Origin of the sequence: Sulfitobacter sp. EhC04, from assembly GCF_001650875.1 — a bacterium.
Lineage (GTDB): Bacteria > Pseudomonadota > Alphaproteobacteria > Rhodobacterales > Rhodobacteraceae > Sulfitobacter.
This window is the reverse complement of sequence record NZ_LXYI01000049.1, coordinates 1-16,162: the sequence shown is the minus strand read 5'-3', so window position 1 is coordinate 16,162 and position 16,162 is coordinate 1. Positions and strand designations below refer to the sequence as shown.

General features: G+C 56.2%; 18 protein-coding genes. 3 read left to right on the top strand and 15 right to left on the bottom strand.

Going from position 1 to position 16,162, the window contains the following annotated elements:
- Positions 1–17: 17 nt before the first annotated feature.
- Genes A8B82_RS19300 through A8B82_RS19290 form a run of 3 tightly spaced genes read right to left on the bottom strand, consistent with a single transcriptional unit; the run spans position 18 to position 2,945 of the window.
- Complete coding sequence (locus tag A8B82_RS19300) at positions 18–833, bottom strand: ABC transporter permease (protein WP_067296220.1); 816 nt, start codon at positions 831–833, stop codon at positions 18–20.
- Entirely contained in the window at positions 830–1,696 is an 867-nt protein-coding gene (locus tag A8B82_RS19295) for an ABC transporter permease (protein ID WP_067296217.1), read from the bottom strand. Before A8B82_RS19295 ends, A8B82_RS19300 begins: the two co-directional genes overlap by 4 nt.
- A gap of 34 nt (positions 1,697–1,730) precedes the next feature.
- The gene (locus tag A8B82_RS19290; protein ID WP_067296215.1) at positions 1,731–2,945 is read right to left on the bottom strand and encodes an aromatic ring-hydroxylating oxygenase subunit alpha; all 1,215 of its coding nucleotides are present in this window, start codon (positions 2,943–2,945) and stop codon (positions 1,731–1,733) included.
- A 319-nt stretch (positions 2,946–3,264) separates the two neighbouring features.
- Between A8B82_RS19290 and A8B82_RS19285 the strand changes: the two genes are divergently transcribed.
- Positions 3,265–4,554 (top strand): ATP-binding protein, encoded by a 1,290-nt coding sequence (locus A8B82_RS19285; RefSeq protein ID WP_067296213.1) that lies wholly within the window; start codon positions 3,265–3,267, stop codon positions 4,552–4,554.
- Between the two features lie 390 nt (positions 4,555–4,944).
- Here A8B82_RS19285 and A8B82_RS19280 read toward each other — a convergent pair whose 3' ends face one another.
- The 12 genes from A8B82_RS19280 to A8B82_RS19225 form a co-directional block, all read right to left on the bottom strand.
- A complete protein-coding gene (locus A8B82_RS19280; protein ID WP_067296210.1) occupies positions 4,945–5,670 on the bottom strand; it encodes a Crp/Fnr family transcriptional regulator in 726 nt (241 codons plus the stop codon).
- Positions 5,667–6,239, bottom strand: coding sequence for a c-type cytochrome (locus A8B82_RS19275; RefSeq protein ID WP_067296207.1), 573 nt, complete (start codon positions 6,237–6,239; stop codon positions 5,667–5,669). Before A8B82_RS19275 ends, A8B82_RS19280 begins: the two co-directional genes overlap by 4 nt.
- Positions 6,236–6,667 carry a copper chaperone PCu(A)C gene (locus A8B82_RS19270; protein ID WP_067296205.1) on the bottom strand — a complete coding sequence of 144 codons (432 nt, stop codon included), beginning with the start codon at positions 6,665–6,667 and terminating at the stop codon, positions 6,236–6,238. Before A8B82_RS19270 ends, A8B82_RS19275 begins: the two co-directional genes overlap by 4 nt.
- Positions 6,664–7,260, bottom strand: a complete 597-nt coding sequence (locus tag A8B82_RS19265) for an SCO family protein (protein WP_067296203.1) — start codon at positions 7,258–7,260, stop codon at positions 6,664–6,666. The genes A8B82_RS19270 and A8B82_RS19265 overlap by 4 nt, the downstream gene beginning before the upstream one ends.
- Entirely contained in the window at positions 7,257–8,099 is an 843-nt protein-coding gene (locus tag A8B82_RS19260; protein ID WP_082899386.1) for an ABC transporter ATP-binding protein, read from the bottom strand. The genes A8B82_RS19265 and A8B82_RS19260 overlap by 4 nt, the downstream gene beginning before the upstream one ends.
- On the bottom strand, positions 8,092–8,802 hold the full coding sequence (locus A8B82_RS19255; RefSeq protein ID WP_138069814.1) for a hypothetical protein: 711 nt from the start codon (positions 8,800–8,802) through the stop codon (positions 8,092–8,094). Before A8B82_RS19255 ends, A8B82_RS19260 begins: the two co-directional genes overlap by 8 nt.
- Complete coding sequence (locus tag A8B82_RS19250) at positions 8,757–9,647, bottom strand: ABC transporter permease (RefSeq protein ID WP_082899385.1); 891 nt, start codon at positions 9,645–9,647, stop codon at positions 8,757–8,759. The genes A8B82_RS19255 and A8B82_RS19250 overlap by 46 nt, the downstream gene beginning before the upstream one ends.
- An 81-nt stretch (positions 9,648–9,728) precedes the next feature.
- Positions 9,729–11,105, bottom strand: coding sequence for an ABC transporter substrate-binding protein (locus A8B82_RS19245; RefSeq protein WP_067296197.1), 1,377 nt, complete (start codon positions 11,103–11,105; stop codon positions 9,729–9,731).
- A gap of 311 nt (positions 11,106–11,416) precedes the next feature.
- Positions 11,417–12,373 carry a HEAT repeat domain-containing protein gene (locus A8B82_RS19240; protein WP_067296195.1) on the bottom strand — a complete coding sequence of 319 codons (957 nt, stop codon included), beginning with the start codon at positions 12,371–12,373 and terminating at the stop codon, positions 11,417–11,419.
- 7 nt (positions 12,374–12,380) lie between these two features.
- Entirely contained in the window at positions 12,381–12,626 is a 246-nt protein-coding gene (locus A8B82_RS24835; protein WP_067296194.1) for a 4Fe-4S dicluster domain-containing protein, read from the bottom strand.
- An 11-nt stretch (positions 12,627–12,637) separates the two neighbouring features.
- Positions 12,638–14,380 (bottom strand): fumarate reductase/succinate dehydrogenase flavoprotein subunit, encoded by a 1,743-nt coding sequence (locus A8B82_RS19230; RefSeq protein ID WP_067296192.1) that lies wholly within the window; start codon positions 14,378–14,380, stop codon positions 12,638–12,640.
- Positions 14,381–14,409: 29 nt separating this feature from the next.
- Positions 14,410–14,736 (bottom strand): DUF971 domain-containing protein, encoded by a 327-nt coding sequence (locus A8B82_RS19225; RefSeq protein ID WP_067296185.1) that lies wholly within the window; start codon positions 14,734–14,736, stop codon positions 14,410–14,412.
- Positions 14,737–14,855: 119 nt separating this feature from the next.
- Here A8B82_RS19225 and fdxA point away from each other — a divergent pair, with 119 nt between their 5' ends.
- Both fdxA and A8B82_RS19215 read left to right on the top strand, forming a co-directional pair.
- Positions 14,856–15,197, top strand: coding sequence for a ferredoxin FdxA (fdxA, locus tag A8B82_RS19220; RefSeq protein ID WP_067296182.1), 342 nt, complete (start codon positions 14,856–14,858; stop codon positions 15,195–15,197).
- Between the two features lie 11 nt (positions 15,198–15,208).
- On the top strand, positions 15,209–16,009 hold the full coding sequence (locus A8B82_RS19215; protein WP_067296179.1) for a ferredoxin--NADP reductase: 801 nt from the start codon (positions 15,209–15,211) through the stop codon (positions 16,007–16,009).
- Positions 16,010–16,162 lie beyond the last annotated feature (153 nt).

The following is a 16,162-nucleotide window of genomic DNA, read 5'->3' as shown; positions in this document are numbered from 1 at the left end:
TCCTTTCGGGTCATCTGTCATACCCCTGCCAGCGTTGTATCGACACCCTGCCGGGCGGCGCTGCGACGGCGCAAAGCCTCTGCCAAAATGAGCAACAGCACCGACACCGCCAGCAGGATCGTTCCAAGGGCCATGACCGACGGCAGTTTGGCCGGAAAGCGCAGTTGGCTCCAGATGTAGACGGGCAGGGTGACGTCTGTGCCGGTCAGGAAAAAGGCGATAATGAATTCATCCAGCGATATCGTGAATGTGATAAGCAGGCTGGAGATTACGCCCGGCAGCACCAGCGGCAGTGTCACGCGCCGGAAGGTGCCCCAGCGGGACTCCCCAAGGTCAAACGATGCTTCCTCGAGCTCCCGGTCCAGCCCGCGGTAGGCAGAACTGAGGATCGCGATAGAAAAGGGCGTGCAGATCAGCACATGCCCGCCCACCACCGTCCAGAGTGACAGCGGCATGCCCAGTTGGTTCAGCATCACCAGCAGCGCCACGGCCACGATGATTTCTGGCAGGACCAGCGGCAGCATGATCAGCCCCACAATCCCCGTCTTGCCCGGAAAGGCAAAGCGGGCGGAGGCGCGCGCGGCGAAGGCACCCAGCAGGGTGCTGACCAGGGCCGTAGTCACCCCGACAATCATCGAATTGCCAAGCGCCGTGTGCAGCGTGTCGGTGTACCACAGACCCACGAACCATTCTGTTGTGAAACCCGACAGCGGAAAGGCGATAATGGTGGATGTGTTGAAGGCAAATAGCGGGAGCAGGATCACCGGCGCGTAGAGGAAGATCATGTAGACGACGGCATAGACCGTCAGCCATTTGACAGATATCCATTTCATCGCACGCGCCCCCCCAGTTTCTTGCCGACCAGAAAGATGCCCGCGCTGATCAGTCCAATCACCACCATCGACGACACGGCGAGCGCGGCCCCCAGCGGTGCATTGTTCGCCTTGCCAAATTGAATTTGGATCATGTTTGAGATCATCAGCCCATCGGTGCCCCCCACTAGCCGCGGCGTGATGAAATCGCCGACGGTGGGGATCAATACGATCAGGGTCGCGGCGACGATGCCCGGCATGGCCAGCGGCAGCGTAATGCGAAAGAACCGCCGCATCGGACTGTCACCGAGGTCCGTCGCGGCCTCCAGCAGCGAGCGGTCGATCTTTTCCAACGCCACAAAGATTGGCAGGATCGCGAATGGTGCCCAAGCATGTGCCAAGGTTATCACCACGGCGTTCAGGTTGTAGAGGATGAAGGTCAGTGGTTCCTGAATAAGACCCAGTTCAAGAAACGCGGTGTTGAAAACGCCGTTGTAGCCCAGGATTACCTTCCAAAGAAACACGCGCAGCAAGTAGCTTGTCCAGAACGGCACGGTGATCAGGAACAGCCAAAGCGCCTTTCGTTTCTTCACATGGAACGAGAGGTAATAGGCAATCGGAAAGGCCAGCACGACGGTTACGCCCGTAACAATCACCGAAATTTTCAGTGAGCGCCACATCAGCACCTGATAAAGCGGTGTCGTCCATGCCTCGCGGTAGTTGGCAAACGTCGGCGTGGTGTCGATGGTCAGATAATCCTGCGTCCAGAAGCTGAAGGTGATGACCATAAGCAGGGGTGCCGCCAGCATCACCAGCACGTAAAGTAACGTCGGGCTGATCAGCTTCAGACCTTGGCCCGCCTCGCGGTCGAAATGCCACGCCATCAATGCGCCCCCCTGCCAAAGGCGGGTTGCGGACTCATTCGGCGGCGACTTTCTGGGCGAGCAATTCAGCGTTTCGCGCGGCGACTGTGCCACGTATCGGCTCGTCTTCATTCAGGACGGGAAAGTGTTCGCGCAAGCAGTCATGATAGCTACGCACGGTGTTTTCCAGGTCCGACAGGATCACACCGTCATAGCCGCTGGAAAATGCCGCTTCCCAGGACCAGCGGACCAGTTCTTCGTCCTCTTCCGAGGTCAGCCGGTCGATCCGACTGCTGAGATAGCGTGAGAGACGGGTACGGCGGTCTTCGTTGCCAAGTCTATAGGTTGTGCCGCGCTGCATGGTCTTGCCATACTCCACCGGGAATTCCTGGTAGAATTTGACACAATCGGGATAAATGCCAAGCACACAATTGGGGAACAATCCGATGTATAGCCAGGCCTTGGCGTGGCTTTCATCCAGTTCGGGCGGGGCCTCAAGGATCGAGGTATAGGCCCGCACGCTCCACAGCCGGTGATTGGATTCACGGAATTCCGAGTAGGAGCGCGACGCACCGTCCTTGAAATCCTCGTCGTAGTAGTTGGACCCGAACAGGTCCTGTAGACCGGGGTGGGCCATGGGGACATGATATCCTTCGTTGTCCACGTCGCGGATACATTTCCAGTTTACCTCTGCCACATCGGCGTAAAACCCCTCGCCCGAGGGCATCAGCCCTTCGAGGTCGTACTGATCTATCTCTGCGTCAAAGCGTTTGAGCACCTCTGACATTCGCGGCTGCGGGCCGGGGCGAAAGCGCACAAAGACAAATCCGCGCCAGATATCAGTCTCAATTGCTTTGAGGCCGAAGGCCACAGAATCGAGGTTCGGCAGCTTGTCAGGCTGCGCCGCACCGCGCAGCGTGCCGTCAAGATTGTAGACCCAGCCATGAAACGGACAGACGATCGTACCTTTGCAATTGCCCTGTTCGGCGGCGACCACGCGCGAGCCGCGGTGGCGGCAAAGGTTGTGAAACCCGCGCAGCACTCCGTCCTTGCCACGGATCACCAGCGCGCGTTCTCCCACACAGTCAAGTGTCACAAAATCCCCGGGTTCAGGAAGATCATTGACGTGGCAGACAAGCTGCCAATGCGAGCGGAAAAGGAGGTCCTTTTCCATTTCCAGCATCTCAGTGTTGAAGTAACTCCAGGCTGGCAGACCCTTGCGATCATGGTCTTGGGGCAAATCTTGGGCCTGTATGGCAGAGGACGTCATGGGAAACTCCAGATTGATGGCTTCCCGGAACCTTAACAAATTTTATTGAGCGCTCAAACAAATTATTTTGGAATATGCGCGTGCTGTTGGATTAACGCAATCAGACCCGGTACCATGGCCAGATGACAAGGGAACAGTTCCTTGTGCCATTCGGCCTCGAGTCACTCGCAGATCTGCCGGTGCGGGGACAGCTCAACGATGCAGGGTTTGGCGCAGCGTAGAGTGATGAGACTAATGATTGTTTGGTGAGGTATGTATGGGGCAGATAGTGAAAGACCTAATGGACATTTCGTGAAGCTCTTGATAGGCATCTCGTGAAATGAGCGAAATTGATGAATACCTCCCGCGCCATCTGACGCCTGAATTGCAGGAAGCATTGACAACTGCACGAGTTGTCAACCTTGTCGGACCAAGACAGGTCGGTAAGACGACCCTTGTCCGCGACTTGTTTAAGCAAGGCCGCTTCATCACGCTGGACGATACAGCGATCCTGGCGGCGATGGAGGCTGACCCCGAAGGACAGCTGACAAGTCTTGCGAAAGAACAGCCTGATGCGCCGGTTATCATCGATGAGGTCCAAAGGTCTCCGAAGCTCGCTCTGGCCATCAAGAAAATCGTCGATCGTAACCGCCGGAAAGGGCAGTTTGTCCTTACCGGGTCATCCAATGTCTTCACAACGGGGGAGGTCGCGGACTCGCTGGCGGGCCGGATGCAGACGCTCAAACTCTGGCCGCTAACGACCGCGGAGGTCAATCGCGCGTCGGCGAGCCGTTTGATTGATTGGGCGATGCAGTCCGCTCCAACGCTGTCTCAGATATCGGATCCCGCACACTTGGAACGCAAAGACTATGTAGACCTCGTTCTCATGGGCGGGTACCCCGAACTCCGCGCGCTGCCTCCCCGACCCCGGCAGCGGCAGTATCGCGACTACATTGATGCGGTGGTGGATCGAGACGTCGCAGACGTCATGCCGGTTCGGAAACCCGATGCACTTCGGTTTTTGATTGATCAAATGGCGGCACGGACTGCGCAAGAGATCAACACGTCCGAATTGGCAAAACTGGCAAAGCTCAAACGCGAGACAGTTGATCAGTACCTCGACATTCTCATACGTCTCTCACTGGTGACCAAGCTGAGCGCTTGGATGCCAGGGGAGAGCAAACGTGATATCAAGCAACCGAAATTCCATTTTGTGGATAACGGAATTTCCAGTGCGCTTCGCCGGCTTAACGACAGATCGTTTGACATCGGCCATAGTCCTGAAGCCTTGGGTGGATTGTTGGAGAGCTTCGTTGTCGGCGAGCTGCAGCGTGCTTTGCCGATGCAGGACGAAGACTATCGACTGTATCATTGGCGCAGCGCTGACCGTCGAGAAATCGATGTAGTGATCGACGGCGGACATCGGCTGGTTGGGATCGAAGTCAAGGCGGCAACCACGGTTGCGGCCGACGATTTCAAGCACCTGAAATGGTTCGCCCACGATGGGCCGGGAAAAGGGCGCAGCACCATAGGGATCGTATTCTACCTTGGGAGGGAAAAGCTGACTATGGGTGAAGGCAATTTCGCTCTACCGCTCAGTACGTTTTGGGCTGCAGTGGACTTGAACTAGGCGAGCCCAGGCTTGGGAAAGAACTGCAAGTTCCACCGAGAAACAGGTTCTTGGATTTCGCTAGAAGAAGATGTCTGACAGTCTGGCCGGTATCCCGTCGTAGAGATTAAGATCCAGGGGACGGGTCGAACTCTGTGGGCAGACGCCTGATCTCCAACGCTGACATTGGGGCGGTGCGCGACGATCGACCGCAACGAGCCCATAGTGCCGAAAGCTGAACGTTGCGCCAAGATTCTTAATGCATCCTAAGTGGTTATCGAAGTTTGCAATTGCATCATCTCAGGGATAGCCAAAATCCATTATGAGGATTTTGGGATTTATCAGCATCGCAGAGTCTGCCTTATGGTGTAACGCGAACAGTCGCTGGGAAATTTTTCGCATTTGAGTTTTTCAAGAATAGAGCTGGTCCAGCTTCAAAATGGTGATTTCTTTCCGGCTCACTCTTAGAACGCCTTCATTTTGAAGTCGGTCAAGCGATAGCGTCACCCATTGACGGGTGGCACCCACAATGGTTGCTATTTGATCATATGTGATGTCACGATCAACGACGATTTGGCCCTCCTCGTGACGGCCATAAGTTTCGGCCAAAATCACCAGCAACTGCTGGAGCCGTTCAGAAACCGTGCGTGTGCCCAACATCTGAATCAGAGCAGAATAACACTTTCCTTTGTTGACCAAGCCATTGATCACAGCGACCGCAACATCAGGGATTTCGCGCACCAGCCGAAGGAGGCTCGCGCCGGACACAAAAAGCAATTCGCAATCTTCAAGTGCGTCAGCGGACCAGACGTGACGTCCCATCCCGAACACCTCGGGTCCGCCGATAAAATGCCCCACACTCCAATAGGCCAGCGTGATCTCACGCCCTGAGGGTCCAGCATAATAGGTCCTGATGCGCCCTTTTTCGACAACCCACACACCCGTGTGCGGATCACCCTGAAAAAAGACGCCCTCACCTTTGGCCACCTTGCATCTGGTCCCGTATCTGCGCACCTGTTTCTGGTCATCCGGCGATAGCGAGGACAGAAAGCCAGCACCTTCGTTGATCTCAAGCAGGTATTCCGACAGGAAAATCGCACTCGGGTCGGTGTCGGGAATGGGTTTCATTTCTGTCATGGGGACCTTTCCAGCGACGACAAATAGGCGGCGATTTGATCGATTCCATCGCCCATCGCACGGAAGGCTTCCCGGTGCAGATCAGCCGCCGCGCTATGGGTGCGCGCTCCATCGCGAAAATCGTACATTTGTTTCGCCAGATATCCGACGTGCTGGGCCGTGAGGTGGGGCACGTCCTCTGCACCACCTCCGCTATGACAATCCAGGCATCCGGCCTCTGTCGTCAGTTTTTTGCCGATATTATCTGCGGGTGCCACTGACGACGAGGGAGGGTCTTGTTTGGAGAACCATCTGACCACCACGTCAAAATCCTCTGGTTTGAGCTCTGTCACGATGCTCACCATCTGTCCGCCGTCATTGGAACGCTCCCCCGCAAGGAATGCATCGAGCTGGGCGCGCAGGTAGGCAGGCTTCTGTCCGGCCAGGTGTGGGAACTTCGCTGTCCGTGATTGCCCAAACAATCCGTGGCACAACGCGCAGGTCTCATTAGGAGGATAACTGGCCGCGTCGAAATCAGCCGCAGCAGGCAGCGCCACAAGAAACGCACATGACGCGACCAGATATTTCATGATCCGTTGGACCGGGATTTGACTTCGGCCGCCACCTCCAGCGTATCACCATCCGCAAACAACAGTTTTAGTTCAACTGTGTCGCCAACTTTGGACATCGCCTCGGGTCGCATCAGCATGATGTGGTAACTGCCGGGCTCCAGCGAAACGCTTTGCCCCGGTGCGATGTCCAGTTGGTGCACCATAGTCATGGTGGCCACGCCGTCTTTCATCTCGCTGCCGTGCAGATGTGCCATGGCGTAACCGGATGCCTCGACCCCGATCACACTTCGGACTTTATCGGTGGTGTTTTCCAGCTGCATGTATGCTGCCTGCGCCATGGAGCCAGGTGGAGATTGCGGCACATAGGCATCCGTTGCCTTGATGTCCTGCGCAGTGGCTGTGGTGGCTGTCATCAGCAATGCGGCGAAAAGGCAGGATCGGATCATTGGGAGAGTTCCTTGCGGTATGATATTTGGAGGCGCGACAGGAATTCTGCCGTGAGGCCGGGATCAAACGGCGGCTGTAGCTTGGCGCGCAATGTGCCGTCAGGCGCGATGACAGAGACGGCTGATGTGTGCTGAACGTCGTAAAACCCATCCGCATCCGGTGGCATCAGACGGTAATAACCGTCAGAGACCTCGACAAAGGTGTCGATGTTTTCGCGGGTGCCGGTCATGCTGCGAAAGTCGGGATGGAAAAAGGGGCCGTATTCACTGACATACTCCGCATCGCGGTCGGGATCGACGGACAGGAACCAGACTTTTGGCACATTGTCAGGCCGCACGCGCATGCCGGTTTCGGCGACGGCGGCTTCCAGATTGCCCAAGGTGAAGGGGCAGACGTCCGGGCAGGTGAGAAAGCCAATCATGATCAGCGTCCACTGATCGGTTAGATCAGCAGTTTCATAGGTCTGGCTGTTTTCATCGTAGAAAGACAACGCTGGGAGCGCGACGGGTTTGTCCAGCAGGACACCCTGCACCTGCGCTTGTGCCCCAGACCCAAAAGCCAAAGCGACTACGAGCAGAGCAAAGCGTATCATTTGTTCTGCTCCGCAAAGGCTTTGCGGCTCTCGGCCTTGATCGTGTCGAGACAGAATTGCCGTGCTACCATGTATTCCTGTGTGGCGGCCATATCGGTGGATCGGGGGCGTGGCAGCTTGATCCGTACGTCCTCGATGATCCGGCCGGGGGCCGCGCTCATAATCAGCACGCGGTCGGCAAGGAACACCGCCTCGTCCACATCGTGGGTCACAAAGACAACCGTGGTGCCAAATTGGCGCCAGATGTCGAGCAGGCTCTCCTGCATCATCAGCCGCGTCTGAGCGTCAAGCGCTCCAAAGGGTTCATCCATCAACAAGACGCTGGGGTAATTGGCCAGTGCACGAGCAATGCCCACACGCTGCTGCATGCCGCCCGACAGCTCCGCCGGATAGCGGTTTCCAAATTTTTTCAAACCAACAAGGCCAAGGAATGTGTTCGCGACAGAACCTGCTTCGGTCCGGGTCGCCCCCGCCATTTTCGGGCCAAAGGCGACGTTCTCATAGACGGTTTTCCAGGGCAGCAACGAATACTGCTGAAACACCATGCCCCGGTCAGGTCCGGGGCCTTTGACTTCAACGTCGTCAACGGTGACCTTGCCAGTGGTGGGCTCAACGTATCCCGCAATCGCGTTCATCAGCGTGGATTTACCGCAGCCCGAGGGGCCAAGGATACACACGAACTCTCCAGCTTTGATGTCGATGGATGTGGTTTCAACCGCGCGATACTCTGTCGGGCCGCGCCCAAAGGTGATCGAGACATCTTTGATCTTGATCTCGCCTTTGTCGGCTTGGGTGACGGGCCCGCCATCGGGCTTTTTGAACTTCAGAACATCAAGCATGTTTCAGGCTCCCAGAGAGGTGTTGCGGGTTGCGCGTCTTGCGCCACGCCAGATAATGCGCCGTGCACAGCAGTAATCCGAACCCAGCGAGGTTCAGCGCAGGGCCCATGGATTCCAGCGCCAGCGAGGTGGACACGCCAAGACCAAGCATCGCCAGCCCTACGACCCAAGAGGGTGCTGCACAGCAGACAACCCAGCTCATCGTGGCGTTGGTCATGGCGATCAGCACCGTGCCCAAGCCAGTCGTGGCGCGCAGCGTAGTGCCCGTGGCCACATCGCACTGATCTGTACGCAGCAGGCTGAGGCAAAGGGCGACCAAAGCGCCGAGGACAAAGAGGACCATGATGCGGACAGGCACGACGTTCAGACTCCATTCCGAGATGCCCGTGCCGTAGTCATAGTTCATCTTGCCAATCTCGATCAGCCATTCCTGATTGACGATGGGCATGATGTCGCCCCAAGAGGGGGTCGATTTGATGATGTGGATGACGTTGCCAATCCAGTCATATCCGACTGCGTAATTCGGCAGCCCTTGAAACCGTACCATCAGGGCGATCATCATCAGCACCTGCATCAGCAGCGCAAACGTCAGCCCCGTGACAACCATGCGCCGCCAATCGAGGCGCACGGCATGACCAAGTGTTTTCACAACCTCCATCAGCGTGACCTCTTTTGCCATTTCAACATCGGTGACGTTGCGCATTTGACGGCGGCTGTTGAGGCGGTGCCAAGGCCGCCGATCACCAGCATGCCCACGACGATGTCCTGATAGTTGATCAAGCTGTAGGCGTTCCATGTGAAGTACCCGATACCGTATTGACCAGAGATGATCTCCCCCGCGAGAAGGGAGAACCAGCTGACCCCCATGCCGATCGCCAGCCCTGCGGCGATGGAGGGCAAAGCAGCGGGGATCACTACGTGGCGGAACACATCGAGCCGCGAAGCACCCAGCGATTGCACGGCACGAACCAGCACTTCCGGTGTTTGTTCAACCCCGTGCAGGGTGTTGAGAACAATTGGGAAAAGAGCGCCAAGGAAGGTGATGTAGATGATCGAGCTTTCCTCGGTCGGCCACATCAAAATGGCCAACGGGATCCAGGCTACCGCAGGAATGGGGCGGATCACCTCAATATAGGGCATGATAAAGGCGCGTGCGATGCGCGAGCGGCCCATGATCAAACCGATCCCAATGCCCAAAACCACAGCGATTGAATAACTGAATAGAATGCGCCTCATGGAGACGCCGATATGAGTCCAGAAAATCTCGGTCTGGATATGGGCAATGAAGTCAGTAAAGACCTTCAGCGGCGCGGGCACATTGGAAAAGTTGATGTAGAAGTCGAGGTCGATTGCGGTCGCGATGTGCCACAGCACAACACCAATACTGAGAGAGACCAAAGCGATGCCAATGTTTTGCAGAACCTGTGGCGGGATCGCGCGCAGCTTTGGCACCGGTGTAGCAGGTGCCGCTGAAGCCGTTGGTACGACTGTGTCTTTGGCGACATCCGAGGGCGACGCAAGATCGGTTTTTGTTGCAAGTGGCTGCATGACTTCTGCTTTCCGTATGAGGTGCGCGCGTTTAATTGATCCCGGACGGTCCTGCCGTCCGGGACCAGCGTGAAGGCTGTTTCAGCCGTCGGTGGCGTAGGCCGCAATAGCGTCGTCAAACGTCACAACCTGTCCTGCGTTTGCACTGGCGTAGGCCTCGGCCTCGCCCTTGCGCAGGAAGGTGGCGAAGTCGTCGCCCGCCTTGACCCAGAAGGCGGTCTTGCCAAAGAGCTTCAGCCCGCTTTCAACGTCGTAGACATAGGTGGCATTGACCAGTGCTGCGGTCGCGCGGATGTCAGCCATGCCTTTGAGGAACTCAGCGGCTGTCCCATAGGTGCTGATCCCATCGCGGGAGTGCCAGATTTCCATTGGTAGGCCCTCATTGGCGACCTCAGGGTCCACCATCTTGGCTTTGTCCACTTCATAATCGACGCCCATGTCGGCATACGCCGCCTTCAGGTAGTCTTCGGTGATCCAGGCATCGAAATCGAGCGGTGGGATCGCCTTTTCAGCGACCAGAACGCCGTGGTTAAACTTTAGTGCGTCAATCCATTCGGTTTTGATCGACGGTTCTAGCGTCAGGTGACCGCCTTTGGAGAAGTAGAGATACAGCACCTCTTTCTCGACCCCCGTCCAGCTTTCCATTTCGGTCACCGCACGCATGGGATCTTCGCGTATCCACTCACCGGCTTCGTACACGGCCTTGATAAAGGCCTGAACGACCTCAGGATATTCTTCTGCAAAGTCCTGGCGCACGACAACGCCGTGCAAATACGGTACTCCGGTTTCAGACCCGTCATAGATTTTGCGACCGGTTCCGCGGTATTCCATGATTTCGGACCATGGGCAGAAATCAGAGTGCGCGTCGATCTTGCCTGCAGCAATGTTGGCTGCGCCCACAGCCGGGCTTTGGTTCTTCAAGACATACTCAGAGGTTGGAATGTCGTTGTCCTGCATCGCTTTGAGCAACATTCCCCAAGCGGCGGACCCCACAGGTGTGGAGACCTCTTTGCCTTGCAACTGATCAATGGAATAGATGTCACTTTCCACCGGCACGACGATTGCGTTACCAGACCCCTTGAGGTTGTAACCGGTGCCCGCCACATAAACCGTACGCAGGCTGTCGGTCTCCTGGAATTTGGCACCGTTCACGATCAGGGGATAATCGCCCATCACCCCAAAGTTCAGCTTGTTGGCCAGCATCTGATTGGTGATCGGGCCGCCCGAGCTGTAGTCCGCCCAGCTGATGTCATATTCCGCATCGGCGTATTTGCCATCGGTGGGCAGGTGCTTTTCCAACAGACCCAGCTCTTTGATCACGATGCCGGCTGTATAGGTGTCCGTACACATCGACTGGTGACCGATAGCGATTGTGATCTCTTCCGCCTGGGCGGCCAATCCAAGAGGGATCATCGTCGCCGCCAGCAATGCGGATCTTAAACTTGTCTTGAGTTTCATGTCATTTTCCGTTGTTGGGTGGTTTCTTCTATTTATCCCACTCAGTATGCGGACCGATGCGGGATAAATGCAGCGTTTTCAGCGTGGAATTCACCGAAAATTCCGGAAGCCCAAAAGATGAGCAGGAAAAGCATCAACTCGGGTGAAATTTAGACGTATAAAAAGGGGAAATTGAGGGAATGATTAAGAATCGGGCGACTCTTTTTTATTTTTAAAACAATATGTTAGCTGTGTTTTTGCAGACACGGAAAGCACCCCGTGGCAGATGCCAAAGGGTGCATGAATGCAGCTAATTTGATCAGTCTAAGGGGCTATTCGATGCCCATTCTCCCCAAAGCCCAGCGTACGTTTTTGCGTACATCGGGGTCAGGATCGTCTTTGTATTTTTCCAGGAACGGGGCTGTCTCTGGCACGGCCATTTCCCCCAGAACAGCCGCACATTCCTTGCGCAAATTTGGCACTGGAATGTCCATCATTGGCGCAATCTCAATTGCGGTCTCGGTAGCCTTCAGCTTGCCCAAAGACCGGACCGCTTTGACACGTACCTGCCAGAATTCATCTGCCAAAGCCGGACGCAAGGCGGGCACGCAGGCCGCTCCACCGGTTTTGGCCAGCGTTTCCGCTGCGGCCTCGCGCACCAGCCATTCAGGATCTTTCAATCCCTCAACCAACGTTGCCTCAGCGTGTTCGGATTTCGAGAAACCCAACGCAGCCAACGCCGTCCGGCGCACCTGCGTGTCACTGTCCCTTGCCGCATCGCGCAAAGCGGGCAGTGATCCTTCGTCCTGCAGCCAGCCAATCACCCCAACTGCCTCAACGCGCACACCTGAATCGGCATGTTGTAGCGCAGCTATTGCCGGACCCATCGCTTCCGGCCGGCGCAATTCCTTAATCCCAGCAAGGCAGGCGTGCAGTTTAACTGTGTCCGCGTCACCAAGGTGCGGCAGGATTGCATCGCCTGATGCCGGATCTTTCAACTCAGTAAGGCTGATCGCTGCGGCTTCGACCACAGCCGGATCGCTGTCGGTCAGCGCCGAAACCAGCGCCGCTGCGGTCTCTGGCCCATCAAAATCGGTCAGCGCCTGTGCAGCCTGTTTGCGAACGCCGGAATCTTCGTCCGCAATAGCGCGGGCCAAATGGACGATCGCCGCTGGATCAGCACTGTCCGCCAGTTCCATGACTGCCATGATCCGCGAACCAGGCGACGCATCGTCTAGCCCTGCGGCCAGTTCGGCAATTTCGTCAAAGTCTTCAAAGAGCGCGTTCATATCCGTCTCACTTCAACAAAAAGGGCAAGTTTACGGTGACGGCGCCCGTGGGGCAGTCCGCCTCGCAGGGCATACAGTACCAACATTCGTCGTACTTCATATGCGCGGTGACGGGGCTGCCATCGGGCCCTTCGACAATCCGCAAGACATCCAAAGGGCAGACGTCGACGCAGACGGTGCAGCCTTTGTCAGCGATGCAAAGTGCGTCATCCACAACAACGGGAACAATGGTAGGGGTTTGAGCTAAGGGCATGATATTATTCCTTATTCTGCCGCGACCGTTTTGGTCACTCGTTGGTTGTTGTAAGCGTCCTTTTCGTCATCATCGACTTCGACGATGTAGTCATCGACTGCCTTTTTGGCATGTGCCGGCTTGCCGTCATCGCCTTTGGTGAGGATCGTGTGGCAGAACCAATTCTCATCATCACGCTCGTATTCCACGCGATTGTGATACAGCCCCCAACGGCTCTCCGTCCGGTAAAGTGAGGCAGCTGCCGCCATATCTGCGCAATCCATGATTGCGGAGGCCTCAAGTGAGCGCATCAACTCGTGGCTGTCGCGCACATACATCTGATTTTCCATGTCATTGCGCACTTCTTCAAAACGGCGCTGTGCCAACTCCATCTTGGCCGTCACTTTTGGCGGCTGGAGGTAATCGTTCACGAAGCGGCGGGTTTTGTATTCGATCTGGTTTGGCGGGACGCCATCGTCGCGTTTGGTCGGGGCCAACACGCGGGTACGTTCGGCATCAACCTCGGCCATATCAAATTCGGCAAAATCGACATCCTTGACGAAATCAACCGCATCAAGACCCGCAAATGCGCCATTGGTGAAGGCACCCAGCATGTAGTTGTGCGGCACATTCGCCATGTCGCCCGCAGCGTAAAGCCCTTCAATGGTGGTGCGTGCGCGTTCATCTACAAAAACGCCACTGGCGGAGTGGCCAGAGCAGAACCCGATCTCGGAGATGTGCATTTCGATCATATCCTTGCGGTAATCCGTGCCGCGCCCTTTGTGGAAATGCCCGCGTGTGGGGCGTTCCACAATGTGTAATACCCGCTCAATCTCAGCCACGGTTTCTTCGGCCAGGTGGTTGAGTTTGAGGTAAACCGGCCCCTTACCGCCCTGCAGCTCGTCATAGAACTCTTGCATCATCTGACCGGACCAATAGTCACATTCAATGAACCGTTCGCCTTGCGCGTTCGACGTATAGCCCCCCATGGGACCGGCGACGTAAGCGCATGCAGGGCCGTTGTAGTCTTTGATCAGTGGGTTGATCTGGAAACACTCAAGGTTCGCAAGGCCAGCGCCCGCGTGGTAGGCCATGGAATAACCCTCGCCTGAGTTCGACGCGTTCTCATATGTGCCATAAAGATAACCGGAGGACGGCAGGCCCAGACGCCCGGCGGCCCCCAGCGACATGATCACGGCCTTGGCGCGCACCACGAGGAACTCGGCGGTCCGCGTGTTTACGCAAATTGCACCAGCGATCCGGCCCTCACCGGTAAGAAGTCGTGTGGCCATATAACGGTTAACGACATTGATCCGCGCCTTGCGCAACTGTCGGTAAAGTGCCTTTTTGACGGTGTCGCCATTGGGCATCGGCAATACATAGGTGCCGATGTGATGCACCTTTTTGACGTCATATTCGCCGTTCTGGTCCTTTTGAAACCGGATGCCGAACTGATCCAGCTCTTCGATGATGCTGTAGCATTCCTCGGCATAGCGATAGACCGCCTTTTGATCGACGATGCCGTCGTTGGCGATGGTAATTTCCTTGGTGTACTGCTCTGGCGTGGCATAGCCAGGAATGACTGAATTGTTTAGACCGTCCATGCCCATGGAGATCGCGCCTGAGCGTTTCACATTGGCTTTGTCGAGCAAAACGACATTCGCATTGGGGTTCTTGCGCTTGGCCTTGATCGCCGCCATCGGGCCAGCCGTGCCGCCGCCGATGATCAGGATGTCGCAATCAATCTGCGTCGTTCCATCCAGTATTTCGTCCATTAAAAGGCTCCAGTCCTATGAGGTTGTATTCAGCCTGCGCGTTGCTGCGGCGCGGCAGTTGTCAATTGGTTTCCGTATTGGTCGGAAAGTTCGCGAAGGTAGACAAAAGGGTAGACAGCGCGGTCATGACCGTCTGAAAAATGCACGTTTACGCCCGCGGCACCCACCTGCACGAGGTTGGTGATGGTCAATCCATCTGCGACCTTAATCTCGCCGTGATCGATTCGCGCTCTTGTAGAATAAGCGTCACGGGCCTCGCGGCGCAGCATGGCGGCGGGCAATTGCGATGTGGCCCCGTCCTTCCATTCAACGATCAAGGCGCGGCAGTCTGGCGTGGCGGAAAGGCAGTCAATCATAAGAGTCCCCTGTTGTTGGGTTCAGATTGCCGCAATGCAGAATCGCTCAATAGCAATTTGTTTACGGACAGGGATTCTGCGCTGCGGCAAAATGGCGGAAACAACAAAGAGAGAACGCCATGACCTTCGTCGTCACCGACAACTGCATTGCTTGCAAATATACCGACTGCGTATCCGTCTGTCCGGTAGACTGCTTTTACGAGGGCGAAAACATGCTGGTGATCGACCCGGTCGAATGTATCGATTGTGGCGTGTGCGAACCTGAATGCCCGGCTGATGCGATCCGTGCCGATACAGAGGACGGGATGGAGGAATGGGTCACCTTCAACGAAAAATACGCAAAAATCTGGCCCGTGATCACAGAGGCCAAAGACCCCCTGCCCACCGCCGAAGAGATGGACGGTCAGGACGGCAAACTTGAGAGTCATTTCTCAGAAAACCCCGCCGTTGAGACGGTATGAAGGACGCTGACATGAATGTTCAAACCGCGACAGCCACCAAGATCATGCCCGACGCACAGACGGTCACTTCCGTGCATCACTGGACAGAGACGTTGTTTTCGTTCCGGGTTTCACGGCCCCGATCCCTGCGCTTTCGCTCGGGTGAATTTGTCATGATTGGTTTGCTCAAAGACGACGGCAAGCCGTTGTTGCGCGCCTATTCCATTGCCTCGCCCAGCTGGGATGAGGAACTGGAGTTCTACTCCATTAAAGTACCCGACGGCCCCCTGACCTCGCGCCTGCAAATGATCGAACCGGGAGATGAGATAATCCTGCGTCCCAAACCAGTGGGCACGCTTGTGTTGGATGCGTTGCTGCCGGGCAAACGGTTATGGATGGTATGCACGGGCACTGGCGTGGCACCGTTCGCCTCGCTCCTGCGTGATCCTGAGACCTATGAGCAATACGACGAGGTCATCCTTGCCCATACCTGCCGCACCAACGCGGAACTGGCGTATGGCCGTACGCTGGTCGAGGCATTGCCGGACGATCCGCTGATTGGCGAGCTGGTCGGTGACAAGCTGAAATACTACCCCACCACCACGCGCGAACCATCGGATTGCGAAGGCCGGATCAGCGATCATTTGCGCGATGGGCGGGTGTTCGAAGCGCTTGGCACGCCGGCATGGGACAACAGCGAGGATCGTGTGATGGTGTGCGGCAATCTGGCCCTAAACAAGGATATCATGTCGATCTGCGAAGCCCACGGGTTGCTTGAGGGTGCCAATTCCGATCCCAAGCATTTCGTGGTCGAGAAGGCCTTTATTGATTAGGGCGTGTCGACGTTCATGATCTCCATTTGGTTTAAGCTCTGATTGGACGTGTCGCGGTTTGATGCCGCTCCTTTGATAGCATTTATTGTAGCAAAGGAGATGAACTATAGGACTGAAACGAACGGACGAATTCCGTGCTGATGCGGTGCGGAT

Excerpts from the sequence above, each read along its gene's own strand:
- A8B82_RS19280 (WP_067296210.1), bottom strand. The coding sequence starts at position 5,670 with ATGACAGAAATGAAACCCATTCCCGACACCGACCCGAGTGCGATTTTC.
- A8B82_RS19225 (WP_067296185.1), bottom strand. The coding sequence starts at position 14,736 with ATGATTGACTGCCTTTCCGCCACGCCAGACTGCCGCGCCTTGATCGTT.
- A8B82_RS19240 (WP_067296195.1), bottom strand. The coding sequence starts at position 12,373 with ATGAACGCGCTCTTTGAAGACTTTGACGAAATTGCCGAACTGGCCGCA.
- A8B82_RS19215 (WP_067296179.1), top strand. The coding sequence starts at position 15,209 with ATGAATGTTCAAACCGCGACAGCCACCAAGATCATGCCCGACGCACAG.
- A8B82_RS19300 (WP_067296220.1), bottom strand. The coding sequence starts at position 833 with ATGAAATGGATATCTGTCAAATGGCTGACGGTCTATGCCGTCGTCTAC.
- A8B82_RS19230 (WP_067296192.1), bottom strand. The coding sequence starts at position 14,380 with ATGGACGAAATACTGGATGGAACGACGCAGATTGATTGCGACATCCTG.
- fdxA (WP_067296182.1), top strand. The coding sequence starts at position 14,856 with ATGACCTTCGTCGTCACCGACAACTGCATTGCTTGCAAATATACCGAC.
- A8B82_RS19245 (WP_067296197.1), bottom strand. The coding sequence starts at position 11,105 with ATGAAACTCAAGACAAGTTTAAGATCCGCATTGCTGGCGGCGACGATG.
- A8B82_RS24835 (WP_067296194.1), bottom strand. The coding sequence starts at position 12,626 with ATGCCCTTAGCTCAAACCCCTACCATTGTTCCCGTTGTTGTGGATGAC.
- A8B82_RS19265 (WP_067296203.1), bottom strand. The coding sequence starts at position 7,260 with ATGATACGCTTTGCTCTGCTCGTAGTCGCTTTGGCTTTTGGGTCTGGG.
- A8B82_RS19275 (WP_067296207.1), bottom strand. The coding sequence starts at position 6,239 with ATGAAATATCTGGTCGCGTCATGTGCGTTTCTTGTGGCGCTGCCTGCT.
- A8B82_RS19270 (WP_067296205.1), bottom strand. The coding sequence starts at position 6,667 with ATGATCCGATCCTGCCTTTTCGCCGCATTGCTGATGACAGCCACCACA.
- A8B82_RS19295 (WP_067296217.1), bottom strand. The coding sequence starts at position 1,696 with ATGGCGTGGCATTTCGACCGCGAGGCGGGCCAAGGTCTGAAGCTGATC.
- A8B82_RS19290 (WP_067296215.1), bottom strand. The coding sequence starts at position 2,945 with ATGACGTCCTCTGCCATACAGGCCCAAGATTTGCCCCAAGACCATGAT.
- A8B82_RS19250 (WP_082899385.1), bottom strand. The coding sequence starts at position 9,647 with ATGCAGCCACTTGCAACAAAAACCGATCTTGCGTCGCCCTCGGATGTC.
- A8B82_RS19260 (WP_082899386.1), bottom strand. The coding sequence starts at position 8,099 with ATGCTTGATGTTCTGAAGTTCAAAAAGCCCGATGGCGGGCCCGTCACC.
- A8B82_RS19285 (WP_067296213.1), top strand. The coding sequence starts at position 3,265 with ATGAGCGAAATTGATGAATACCTCCCGCGCCATCTGACGCCTGAATTG.
- A8B82_RS19255 (WP_138069814.1), bottom strand. The coding sequence starts at position 8,802 with ATGCGCAACGTCACCGATGTTGAAATGGCAAAAGAGGTCACGCTGATG.